The sequence below is a fragment of the Micromonospora maritima genome, from assembly GCF_902825405.1.
GTDB classification, from domain to species: Bacteria; Actinomycetota; Actinomycetes; order Mycobacteriales; family Micromonosporaceae; genus Micromonospora; species Micromonospora maritima.
Window position 1 is genome coordinate 1 of sequence record NZ_CADEAU010000142.1, and the last position, 11685, is coordinate 11685.

At 72.8% G+C, this 11685-nt stretch carries 12 protein-coding genes; 8 read left to right on the forward strand and 4 right to left on the reverse strand.

Translation table 11 applies throughout. From position 1 onward, the window contains the following. The 8 genes from HUW36_RS15210 to HUW36_RS15245 form a co-directional block, all read left to right on the forward strand. Window positions 1–693, forward strand: a 693-nt coding sequence (locus tag HUW36_RS15210) for a hypothetical protein (protein ID WP_425487240.1), incomplete at its 5' end; no start/stop codon positions are given. Window positions 694–839: 146 nt separating this feature from the next. Beyond that, window positions 840–1301: a DUF948 domain-containing protein gene (locus HUW36_RS15215; protein ID WP_091578082.1), complete on the forward strand. Its 462-nt coding sequence runs from the start codon at window positions 840–842 to the stop codon at window positions 1299–1301. A 31-nt stretch (window positions 1302–1332) separates the two neighbouring features. Further along, the gene (locus HUW36_RS15220) at window positions 1333–1638 is read left to right on the forward strand and encodes a hypothetical protein (RefSeq protein WP_174528766.1); all 306 of its coding nucleotides are present in this window, start codon (window positions 1333–1335) and stop codon (window positions 1636–1638) included. Next, window positions 1635–4316 (forward strand): alanine--tRNA ligase, encoded by a 2682-nt coding sequence (gene alaS / locus HUW36_RS15225; RefSeq protein WP_174528767.1) that lies wholly within the window; start codon window positions 1635–1637, stop codon window positions 4314–4316. The genes HUW36_RS15220 and alaS overlap by 4 nt, the downstream gene beginning before the upstream one ends. Beyond that, window positions 4313–4564 carry a hypothetical protein gene (locus tag HUW36_RS15230; RefSeq protein ID WP_174528768.1) on the forward strand — a complete coding sequence of 84 codons (252 nt, stop codon included), beginning with the start codon at window positions 4313–4315 and terminating at the stop codon, window positions 4562–4564. Before alaS ends, HUW36_RS15230 begins: the two co-directional genes overlap by 4 nt. Continuing rightward, on the forward strand, window positions 4561–5022 hold the full coding sequence (ruvX, locus tag HUW36_RS15235) for a Holliday junction resolvase RuvX (protein WP_174528769.1): 462 nt from the start codon (window positions 4561–4563) through the stop codon (window positions 5020–5022). Before HUW36_RS15230 ends, ruvX begins: the two co-directional genes overlap by 4 nt. After that, window positions 5019–6215 (forward strand): endolytic transglycosylase MltG, encoded by a 1197-nt coding sequence (gene mltG, locus HUW36_RS15240; protein WP_174528770.1) that lies wholly within the window; start codon window positions 5019–5021, stop codon window positions 6213–6215. The genes ruvX and mltG overlap by 4 nt, the downstream gene beginning before the upstream one ends. Then, the gene (locus HUW36_RS15245) at window positions 6215–7522 is read left to right on the forward strand and encodes an amylo-alpha-1,6-glucosidase (RefSeq protein ID WP_174528771.1); all 1308 of its coding nucleotides are present in this window, start codon (window positions 6215–6217) and stop codon (window positions 7520–7522) included. The genes mltG and HUW36_RS15245 overlap by 1 nt, the downstream gene beginning before the upstream one ends. Before the next feature lie 192 nt (window positions 7523–7714). Here the strand turns inward: HUW36_RS15245 and HUW36_RS15250 are convergent, their stop codons facing one another. From HUW36_RS15250 to HUW36_RS15265, 4 genes are all read right to left on the reverse strand, one after another. Next, on the reverse strand, window positions 7715–8182 hold the full coding sequence (locus HUW36_RS15250; protein WP_174528772.1) for a GNAT family N-acetyltransferase: 468 nt from the start codon (window positions 8180–8182) through the stop codon (window positions 7715–7717). 85 nt (window positions 8183–8267) lie between these two features. Next, window positions 8268–9203: a helix-turn-helix domain-containing protein gene (locus tag HUW36_RS15255; RefSeq protein WP_174528773.1), complete on the reverse strand. Its 936-nt coding sequence runs from the start codon at window positions 9201–9203 to the stop codon at window positions 8268–8270. 91 nt (window positions 9204–9294) lie between these two features. Next, window positions 9295–10068 (reverse strand): 4-hydroxy-tetrahydrodipicolinate reductase, encoded by a 774-nt coding sequence (gene dapB, locus HUW36_RS15260; RefSeq protein ID WP_174528774.1) that lies wholly within the window; start codon window positions 10066–10068, stop codon window positions 9295–9297. A 107-nt stretch (window positions 10069–10175) separates the two neighbouring features. Then, window positions 10176–11507: a M16 family metallopeptidase gene (locus HUW36_RS15265; RefSeq protein ID WP_174528775.1), complete on the reverse strand. Its 1332-nt coding sequence runs from the start codon at window positions 11505–11507 to the stop codon at window positions 10176–10178. Window positions 11508–11685 lie beyond the last annotated feature (178 nt).

Consider the following 11685-nt stretch of genomic DNA (forward strand, 5'->3'; position numbering starts at 1 on the left):
CCCCGGGCGACCGGCCCCGACGAGGGCGCGGCGGGCGGCGGCCTGCGCGGCGCCCGGTCCGAGCTGCGCCGGCAGGTACGGGAGCGGCGTCGACTGCGGATGGGCATCCTCGCCCTGGTCAGCCTCGTGCTGCTGGGCGCGGTGCCGCTCTACTTCGGCCTGCGCACGCTCAGCCGCGATCCGGTCTTCGACACCCTCGACGCGCTCGACGTGCCGTCGTGGGCGGCCACCAAGACGGTCGACAACGTCAGCGGCAGCCGGTGGTGCCTGCAGGACTGCCGGCTGCGGGAACGCGCGGTCGAGTCGGAGCAGGGCTGGAAGCAGACGGTGACGGTCTACGAGGCGGCCCTGGCCAAGGACGGCTGGCGGCGCTGGAAGGTCGACCGCTGCCCGGAGGAGAAGGTCGAGGGCAGCTACACCTGCTGGCGCCGGGACGAGCTGACGCTCGACCTGTGGGTCCGCGATCCCGCCTGCACACCGCCGCCGGTGGACGGGGAACCGGCGCCGTCCGCGCCGCCCGCGACCGCAGCGGCGAAGTGCACCGGCTCGTTGGTGTCGGTGAAGGTGCGCAACGCGATCGACGACGAGCGCACCGGCCCCACGCCGACCACCGATCCGTCACTCACCGGTGAGGATCCGTACCCGACCCTGAGCGACGACCCGCTCGGTGAGCCGACCCCCTCACCGTCGTGAGCCGACTTCCATCACGGACGGTAGGGTCTGGGGCTGGCGCGCCCGCCCGCGCCCGGTGACCGGGTCGGCGTGGCGCGAAGTGGGTAGGGACGGTCGCGCGTCCCGGGGCGTCCGGCCCCGGGGCACTGCTTGAGGAGGACATGCGCGTGAGTGGTGGAGAGATCGCTGCGCTGATCGCGGCCGGTGCGTTCCTGATGCTGGTGCTCGTGCTGGCGGTGCCGATCCTGCGGCTGCGGCACACCGTGGACGCGACGACCCGCATGATCGGTGACCTGAACGACCGCACCGCGCCGCTGCTCGGGGACGTGAACACCACGGTGAAGAACGTCAACGTGGCGCTGGAGCAGGTGCAGACCTCGCTGGACGGGGTGAACCTCCAGCTCGCCAAGGTGGACACCATGACCACGCACGCGCAGAACGTCACCGCGAACGTGGCGAACCTGGCGACCGTGGTCTCCGCCGCCGCGGCCAACCCGCTGGTCAAGGTGGCCGCGTTCGGCTACGGCGTGCGCAAGGCCGCCTCCGCCCGCCGGCACGCCGAGACCGAGCGCGAGGTGCGCGACACCATCAAGCAGCAGCGCCGGGCCGCCAGGCGCGGCAACCGCTGACCCCGACCGGCGTACGCGGAAGGATGAGAGCATGAGGCGGTTGTTCTGGCTGGGCATCGGGCTGGCCGTGGGCGTCCTGGTGGTCCGTAAGGCCACCCGGACCGCGCAGGCGTACACCCCGGCGGGCATCGCCAGCGGGCTGTCCGAGTCCGCCGGCGGGCTCGTCGAGTCGGTGCGTGCCTTCGTGGACGACGTCCGGGTCTCGATGGCCGAGCGTGAGCAGGAGATCCACGAGGCCTTCGCCCGCGGCGAGGCGTACGACGACGAGTTCGCCGAACTGCGGGAGGACCCGCGGATCGGCGACCGAGAGATTTTCCCGGAGGAGCACCAGCGATGAAGACGGCGGAGATCAAGCGGCGGTTCCTCGCCCACTTCGAGGCGAACGGGCACGCCGTGGTGCCGTCCGCTCCGCTGCCCGCCATCAGCGACCCGAACCTGCTGTTCATCAACGCGGGCATGGTGCAGTTCGTGCCCTACTTCCTGGGTCAGCAGACCGCGCCGTACGCGCGCGCGACGAGCGTGCAGAAGTGCATCCGCACCCCGGACATCGACGAGGTCGGCAAGACCAGCCGGCACGGCACGTTCTTCCAGATGAACGGCAACTTCTCCTTCGGTGACTACTTCAAGTCCGGGGCGATCCCGCTCGCCTGGGACCTGGCCACCAAGTCGGTGGAGGCGGGTGGGTTCGGCCTGGACCCGGAGCGGATCTGGGCGACGGTCTACCTGGACGACGACGAGGCGTACGACATCTGGCGCGCCACCGGCGTGCCCACCGAGCGGATCGTGCGTCGGGGCAAGGCCGACAACTTCTGGTCGATGGGCATCCCCGGCCCGTGCGGCCCGTGCTCGGAGCTCTACTACGACCGTGGCCCGGAGTACGGCCGGGAGGGCGGTCCGGAGGTCGACGAGGACCGCTACCTGGAGTTCTGGAACCTCGTCTTCATGCAGTTCGAGCGCGGTCCGGGCGTCGGCAAGGAGGACTTCCCGATCCTCGGCGACCTGCCGGCGAAGAACATCGACACCGGCATGGGCCTGGAACGGATGGCCTCGCTGCTGCAGGGCGTGGACAACCTCTACGAGATCGACGAGGTCAAGCCGATCCTGGACCGGGCGGCCGAGCTGACCGGCAAGCGGTACGGCGCGCACTCGGGTCACGCGGCCAACCAGTCGCACCCGGACGACGTGCGGCTGCGGGTGATCGCCGACCACGTCCGCACCGCGCTGATGCTGATCGGCGACGGCGTGACCCCGTCGAACGAGGGCCGTGGCTACGTGCTGCGGCGGATCATGCGCCGGGCGATCCGGGCGGTGCGGCTGCTGGGCTACCAGGACCGGGCGCTGCCGGAGCTGCTGCCGGTGGCGCGGGACTGCATGGCCCCGTCGTACCCGGAGCTGGCCGAGGAGTTCGGCCGGATCTCCCAGTACGCGTACGCCGAGGAGGACGCGTTCCTGGCGACGCTGCGCGCCGGGACCACGATCCTGGACACCGCGATCGCGGAGACCAAGTCGGCGGGCAAGCCGGCGCTCTCCGGTGACAAGGCGTTCCAGCTGCACGACACGTACGGCTTCCCGATCGACCTGACCCTGGAGATCGCGGCCGAGCAGGGCCTGCAGGTCGACGCCGAGGGCTTCCGCCGGCTGATGGCCGACCAGCGCAGCCGGGCCAAGGCCGACGCGCAGGCCCGCAAGACCGGGCACACCGACGTGTCGGCGTACCGGTCGGTGCTCGACGGCGGCGGCCCGGTGGAGTTCACCGGCTACACCGAGCTGAACCGGGAGTCCCGGGTGCGCGCGCTGCTGTCCGGCGGCGCCGCGGTCTCGGCGGCGGTCGAGGGCGACACGGTCGAGCTGGTGCTCGACACCACCCCGTTCTACGCCGAGGGCGGCGGGCAGCAGCCCGACCAGGGCCTGATCACGGTCGGCGGCGGCCAGGTCGAGGTCTTCGACGTGCAGCAGCCGGTGCCCGGCCTGATCGTGCACCGGGCCCGGGTGGTGCGCGGCGAGGTCCGCACCGGCGAGACCGGGTACGCCGAGATCGACGTGTCGCGCCGGCGGGCGATCTCCCGCTCGCACACCGCGACGCACCTGGTGCACCAGACGATGCGCAACTTCCTCGGCGAGTCGGCGACCCAGGCGGGTTCGCTGAACGCGCCGGGCCGGCTGCGGTTCGACTTCAACACCCCGACCGGGGTGGCGCCGAGCGTGCTGCACGACGTCGAGCAGCAGGTCAACGAGGTGCTGCTGGCCGACCTGGAGGTGCACGCGTTCGTCACCAGCCAGGAGGAGGCCCGCCGGATCGGGGCGATGGCCCTGTTCGGCGAGAAGTACGGCGAGCGGGTCCGGGTCGTCGAGGTCGGCGACTACGCCCGGGAGCTGTGCGGCGGCACCCACGTGGCGCGCTCGGCCCAGCTCGGCCTGGTGAAGATCCTCTCCGAGGCGTCGGTGGGTTCCGGCGTCCGCCGGATCGAGGCGCTCGTCGGCATGGACGCGTTCGGCTTCCTGGCCCGCGAGCACCTGCTGGTGTCCCGGCTGGCCGAGCTGTTCCGGGTGCCGGGGGAGCAGGTCGCCGACCGGGTGGAGCAGACCGTCACCCAGCTGCGCGACGCGGAGAAGGAACTGGAGAAGCTCCGCGCCCAGCTCGTGCTCGGCGGGGCCGGCGCGCTCGCCTCGCAGGCGAAGGACGTGCGCGGGGTCGCGTACGTGGGCACCGAGGCGCCGGAGGGCGCGGCGGCCAACGACGTGCGGACCCTCGCCCAGGAGATCCGGGGCCGGATCGACGCGGCCCGCCCGGCGGTGGTCGCGGTGGCCGCCCGGGCGAACGGCAAGGCGTCGCTCGTGGTGGCCGTCAACCAGGCCGCCCGCGGGCGGGGCCTGAGCGCCAAGGAACTGGTCAAGGCGGCGTTCTCCGGCCGGGGCGGCGGCAGCGACGACCTCGCGCAGGGCGGTGGCCTGCCCGCCACGGAGGCGCCGAACCTGCTGGTCACGGTGGAGAAGGCGGTCGCGGACGCGGCATGAGCGAACGCACCGAGCGGAGCGAGGGCCGTGAGGGCATGCCCGGCTGGCACGGCATGAGCGAACGCACCGAGCGGAGCGAGGGCCGTGAGGGCATGCCCGGCTGGTACGGCATGAGCGAACGCACCGAGCGGAGCGAGGGCCGTGAGGGCATGCCCAGCTGGCACGGCATGAGCGCACTGATCGGCGCCAGGGCGGACCTCCGGGTCCGCCCTGGCCCGTACCGGCTCCGGAGGGATGGCGGCAGATGACCGAGTTCGCCCGGGGCGTCCGGCTGGGCGTGGACGTGGGCCAGGTCCGGGTCGGCGTGGCCCGCAGCGACCCGCATGGCATCCTCGCCACCCCGCTGGTCACGTTGGCCCGCGACCTGACCGCCGAGCCGGACGCGGTGCCCGCCGACATGGCCGAGCTGGTCCGGCTGGCCGCCGAGCACGAGGCGGTCGGGATCGTCGTCGGGCTGCCGGTCAACCTCGCCGGGAAGCACGGCCCCGCGGCGACGAACGTCTCGGCCTACGCCAGCCGTTTGGCCGATGTAATGGGGCCGATTCCGGTGACGCTGACGGACGAGAGGATGTCGACCGTCGTCGCGAGTCGTAGGCTGGCCGAACGGGGCGTCCGGGGAAAGCGCCAACGGGCGGTGGTCGACCAGGCCGCCGCCGTGGAGATTCTGCAGAGCTGGCTGGACGCACAGCGGAGGCGGACGCAATGATCGACGATCTTGATCTGGGGTTCGACGACACGGAGAGGGGGGAGAAGGGCCGGCACCGACGCGGCGCGGTACGCCGGCGGCAGGGCAAGTCCGGCGGTGGCCGGGGCAAGACCCTCCTCGCCCTCGCGCTCGCGCTGGTCCTGCTCGGCGGCATCGGCGGCGGCGCGTTCTACGGCTTCGACCGGATCCAGAACTACTTCGTCACCCCCGACTACGAGGGCTCCGGCACCGGCGAGGTGACCGTCGAGATCAAGCAGGGCGCTCTGCTCGCCGACATGGCCGACGCGCTGGTGGCCGCCGACGTGGTGAAGAGCACCAAGGCGTTCATCGAGGCGGCGGAGGAGAACTCCCGCAGCAAGAACATCCAGCCCGGCACCTACAAGCTGCGCAAGCAGATGAGCGGTGACGCGGCGGTCGCGGCCATGCTCGACCTCAAGAACAAGATCGTCAACGGGATCACCATCCCGGAGGGGCGCACCGCGAAGAACATCTACAAGCTGCTGTCCGAGAAGACGGACATCCCGGTCAAGGACTTCGAGGCCGCGGCGAAGGATCCGGCGGCCCTCGGCGTGCCGGACTGGTGGTTCGTGCGCACCGACGGCAAGAAGGTCAAGCCCTCGATCGAGGGTTTCCTCTTCCCGGACACCTACGAGATCCCGCCGAAGGCGACCGCCGAAACGGTGCTCAAGCTGATGGTGGACAACTTCCTCACCGTCACCGGCGAGATGCAGTACGCCGAGAAGGCGAAGTCGGACCGGCGCATCGCCCCGTACGAGGCGCTGATCGTCGCGTCGCTGGCCCAGGCGGAGGCGGGCAACAAGGACGACCTGGGCAAGGTCGCCCGGGTCGCCTACAACCGGGTCTACGGCGAGTTCCCCTGCAACTGCCTGGAAATGGACGTCACGGTCAACTACTACCTGGAGCTGACCGGGCAGCGGACCAAGGCGTCGAAGGACATGACGCCCGCCGAGCTGGACAACCCGAAGAACCCGTACAACCGCAAGCTGCGCGGCCTGGTCCCCACGCCGATCAACAACCCGGGGAAGCAGGCCCTGGAAGGCGCGCTGGACCCGCCGCCGGGAAAGTGGCTCTTCTTCGTGGCGATCGACAAGGAGGGCCACTCGGCCTTCGCGGAGACCTACGAGGAACAGAAGCGCAACGAACAGAAGGCCAAGGAGGCCGGGATCATCTGATGGCCGCCCCCCACCGTGCGGCGGTGGTCGGCCGGCCGATCGCCCACTCGCTCTCCCCGGCGATCCACTCCGCCGGCTACGCGGCGGCCGGGCTGACCGGCTGGTCGTACACCCGGATCGAGGCCGGCGCGGACGAGCTGCCCGGCAAGATCCTGCACGAGCTGCGCCGCCACGAGCTGTCGTTCGACAACGGGCTGCGGCTGCCGCCCGCCTACTACGGCACCGTCGACGCGACCATGCTCTGGGTCGGGCTGCTGCACGACGCCTGGCGCTGGGGCCTGCCCGCCGACCAGGTCGAGCCGCTGCTGCCGCACCTGGAGGCGGCGCTGCGCTGGCTCGACGAGCACGCCGACGCCGACGGCGACGGCTTCGTCGAGTACATCGACACCACCGGCCACGGCCTGGCCAACCAGGGCTGGAAGGACTCCGGCGACGCGGTGCGCTTCCGGGACGCCCGGCTCGCCGCGCCGCCGATCGTGCTGGCCGAGGTGCAGGGGTACGCGCACCAGGCCGCGACGAACGGCGCCGACCTGCTGGACGCGTTCGGCCGCCCGGGCGCGGACCGCTGGCGCGCCTACGCCGACCGGCTCGCCGAGCGGTTCCGCGCCGCGTTCTGGGTGGACGGTCGGCACGGTCCGCAGCCGGCGCTGGCGCTGGACCGGGACAAGCGCCCGGTGGACTCGCTGACCAGCAACATCGGGCACCTGCTCGGCACCGGCCTGCTGTCGGACGCCGAGTCGACGCAGGTCGCGGCGCTGCTCTCCACCGAGGCGCTGGCCGGCGGCTTCGGCCTGCGCACCATGTCCACCGACGACGCCGGGTTCAGCCCGCTGTCCTACCACTGTGGGTCGATCTGGGCCCACGACACCGCCATCGTGCTCGCCGGGCTCGCCCGCGCCGGGCACCGGGCCGCCGCGCTGCGCCTCGCCGACGGGCTGCTCGCCGCCGCCGAGGCGTTCGACTACCGCCTCCCCGAGCTCTACGGCGGGGACGACCGGTCGGCCCTCGGTCGACCGGTGCCGTACCCGGCGGCCTGCCGTCCGCAGGCCTGGTCGGCGGCGGCGGCCGTGCTGCTGCTCCAAGCCGGCCTGGGCGTCTACCCCGACGTGCCGAACGGCCGCGTCGACCTGCGCCCGCTGGCCGGGCCCGAGCTGGGCGCGCTCAGCGCGGCCGGCCTGCGGATCGCCGGCGCCCCGGTCACCGTATCGGTCGACCACACCGGCCACCCCACCCTGACCGACCTCCCGGCCACCCTGCACATCCCGACCCCCCGCCCCCCGTCCGAAACCCCTCTCCCCCGCCCCTAGCCCTCACCCACCGACCAGCGTCGATCATGAAGTTGGCGGCAGATTCGATCTCCACCCCTGCCGTCAACTTCATGGTCAACCGCCGCCGTCCCGGCCGGCGGTGGTGGTCGAGGGGTTCGTGTCGGGAGGCGGCCCGGATCTGACACGAAACCCTTGGTCCTCAACCGAAGGGAGCGCGGCACACGCCCCAGGTCAGGGGGTGGGGAGTTCGGCTACCAGTTCGTCGTCCTCCATGGCGCCGGTGGGCTGGAAGCCCAGGGAGCGGTAGAGGGCGGCGGCGGCCGTGTTCTCCGGGTGGTAGCTGAGGCGGATCGGCTGACCCGCCTCGGCCAACCAGGCCGCGAGCGACCGCACCGTGGCGCGGCCCAGTCCTCGGCCCTGCTCGGCGGCGTCGACCACCATGCCGCCGATCCACCGTGAGCCGTCGTCGTCCACGCCCCACATGACGTGTCCCACCACGACGTCGTCGGCATACACGGCGAGCGAGTTCCACACGTTCGAGCGCATGGTGAGCAGCAGGTAGCGGGCGGCCAGCGCCGCGACGAAGGCGCGCTGGTCGTCACGGGGCGCCACGTCCGCCACCGCCCGCCAGTTGTCGTCGTCCACCGGCCGCAGGGTCACCCGGCGGCCGAGCCGGTCGTGCTCTCCAGAGTCGATCATGGCGGTCAGCCTAGGGTCGGTCCCACCCGCCGGCCATCGCTTTCGCCGACATCGTGCCCCGACCGGCGACCCCGGGCCGGGGCGGTCAGTCGGTCGGCGCGAGCGCGGCGCGGTCGAGGTACGGTCGCGGGTCGCCGGCGCCCAGATCCGTGACCCCGGCGCTGCACAGGGCGCCGATCGCCAAGGTCCGGCGTACCGCGCCGAAGGTGATCACGTGCCCGATGGTGCCGCCCAGCGTGTGGGTGGTCGGGGGCGTACAGGTGGTGTCGACGAACGTGTCCGCCAGGGTGCCGGCGGCCAGCGTCCGGGCGACGAAGTCCCGCCAGTCCCGCCCCGCGACCGCGTGCCGGGCGGCCAGCCCGCGCACCGACCTGTCGCTCTCGTCGGGCCAGTCGCCGCCCCGCAGCGCCGACAGCCAGTGTTCCTCCTGGGTGACCATGCCGTTGATCAGCGAACGGAGCGTCGGCTGGTCGTCGATCGTCTCCACGGACACGGTGACGGGCCGGTCGAGCACCTGCTCGTCGAGGCCACCCGCGCGGTCGATGATCGCGGTGAGGGTCTCGACGTGATGGTCGACCAGGTGTTGGAGCACGTTCATCGGGGTCTCCTGACGTGCGGCCGGCAGCCGCAGGCCACCGGGCGGTTGGAAGTGGACGCCGCTGGGACAGGGCAGTTCCAGCTCGCGGAAGACCAGCGGCGGGCGTCGCCGGACCGCGGTCGGGGCGAACCCGTAGGACCGCTGGAAGGCGCGGGTGAACGCCTCGTGCGAGCCGTACCCGGCCTCGACCGCGATGTCGAGGACGGTCCGGTCGCTGCTGACCAGCCGGTGCGCCGCGCGTTCCAGGAGCAGTCGCCGGCGCAACGCGCCCGGTGGCTCCCCGGTGGCCGCGGCGACCAGCCGGTCGAAGTGGAACCGGGACAGGTGGGCCCGGGCGGCCAGACCCGCCGGGCTCGCCGCCGGATCGTCGAGCGCGGCCTGGAGGACGTCGAGGAGGCCGGTGAGTCCGTCGTTCCGGTTCATGCGCTCAGCCTGCACCCGCGGCGGGCGGCACCGCTTGACCGCCGTTGCGCACCTGCGGGCCGCGCCGACACCGGCGCGGCGCGGCGCGCGATCAGTCGAGCAGGGCGTCCAGGCCGACGGTGAGGCCCGGCCGGCGGACCACCTCGCGTACGGCCAGCAGCACGCCGGGCATGAACGAGGCCCGGTCGTACGAGTCGTGCCGGATGGTGAGCGTCTCGCCGGTGGTGCCGAACAGCACCTCCTGGTGGGCGACCAGGCCGGTGGCGCGGACCGCGTGGACGCGTACCCCGTCGATGTCGGCGCCGCGGGCGCCGGCCACCTCGTCGCGGGTGGCGTCCGGGGCCGGGCCGAGGCCGGCCTCGGCGCGGGCCGCCGCGATCAGCCGGGCGGTGTGGGTGGCGGTGCCGCTGGGCGCGTCCAGCTTCCGCGGGTGGTGCTGCTCGATGATCTCGACCGACTCGAAGTGCCGGGCGGCGCGTGCCGCGAACTGCATCATCAGGACCGCGCCGATGCCGAAGTTCGGGGCGACCACCACGCCCAGTCCGGGCCGGTCGGCCAGCCAGTCGCGTACCTGGGTCAGACGCTGCTCGGTGAAGCCGGTCGTGCCGACCACCGCGTGGATGCCCCGTTCCACGCAGAAGCGCAGGTTGTCCATGACCGCGTCGGGGGTGGTGAAGTCGACGACCACGCCGGCGCCGGCGTCCGCGACCGTGGTGAGGTCGTCACCCTGGTCGACGGCCGCGACCAGGTCCAGGTCGGGGGCGGAGTCGACCGCCTTGCAGACCTCCATGCCCATCCGGCCCCGGGCACCCAGCACGCCGACCCGGGCCGCGTCGGCCGGGCCCTTCTCCTGCACGTCAGTCACGGGGCACAACCTATCCCAATCGGGACGCCGGCCACGCCGCGGACCGACCAGCGGGACGCCGTCACCCGTCGACCCGGCGGCCGACGGGACCGCCGGACGGACGCCGGTCAGCGCGTGAAGGCGCCCTCGTCGAACGGGCCGACCACGGCCAGCGACATCGGGCGGGCGAGCAGCTCGGCGGCGAGGTCGTTCACGTCCGCCAGGGTGACCGCGTCGACCCGGGCCAGCAGCTCGTCCACCGGCATCAGGTTGCCGTAGAGCAGCTCGCCCTTGGCCAGCCGGCTCATCCGGGAGCCGGTGTCCTCCAGCCCGAGCACGAACGAGCCCTTGCTCATCCCCTTGCCCCGGGCCAGTTCCGCCTCGGTGATGCCCTCGGCGGCCACCCGGGCCAGCTCGGCCCGGGTCAGGTCCAGCACCTCGTCCACCTTGCCCGGCGCGCAGCCGGCGTAGACGGCGAAGACGCCGCTGTCGGCGTACTGGCTGGCGTAGGAGTAGACCGAGTACGCGAGGCCGCGCTGCTCCCGGATCTCCTGGAACAGTCGGCTGGACATGCCGCCGCCGAGCACGTTGTTGAGCACGCCGAGCGCGAAGCGCCGCTCGTCGGTGCGGTCGATGGCGGGGCAGCCCAGGATAACGTGGGCCTGCTCGGTCTCCTTCGGCTCGACGAGCGTGGCGGCCGGCTTCGTGCGGACCGCCGGGGTGGTCGACCGGTGCGGCGCCGGCGCGGCCGGGTCGGTGTCCAGTGGCGTGCCGCGCAGCGCCTGCCGGACCAGCTTGACCACGGCGGCGTGGTCGAGGTTCCCGGCGGCGGCGATCACGATCTGCGGCGGGGTGTACCGCTTGCGGTAGAAGCCCTGGATCTGCCGCCGGGTCATCGGGGTGACCGTCTCCTCGGTGCCGGAGATGAGCCGGCCGAGCGGGTGGTCGCCGTAGATCGCGCGGGCGAACAGGTCGTGCACCTCGTCGCCGGGCTCGTCGTCGTGCATGGCGATCTCTTCGAGGATGACGCCGCGTTCGGTCTCCACGTCCGGCTCGGCCAGCACCGAGTCGGCCACCGCGTCGCACATCACGTCGATGGCCAGCGGCAGGTCCTCGTCCAGCACGCGGGCGTAGTAGCAGGTGTATTCCTTCGTGGTGAAGGCGTTGGTCTCGCCGCCCACCGCCTCGATCTCGGACGAGATCTCCAACGCGGTGCGCTTGCGGGTGCCCTTGAAGAGCAGGTGCTCCAGGAAGTGCGCGGCGCCGGCCTGCGGCCCGGTCTCGTCCCGGGACCCGACCGCCACCCAGATGCCGAACGAGACGCTGCGCATCGCCGGGATCGCCTCGGTGAGCACGCGCAGCCCGCTGGGCAGCACGGTGCGGCGGACGGTGCCGCCGAGTGGGTCGTCGCTGAGGGTGCGGGTGACCGCCCGTCCCGGCGCGGGGGAAGACGAACTCACGGGAACCTGCTCTCCGTACCACGAGGGGTGGGGAACGAACGACGGCTCCAGCCCGCGCACGCGACCTGGAGCCGTGGGCCGGCCCGGGCGACGCGCACGTCGCCCGGGCCGGTCGGTCGATCAGCTGTGCCGGGTCCGGCGGCGCGGACGGTCGCCGCCCTCGCCACCCTCGGAGCGG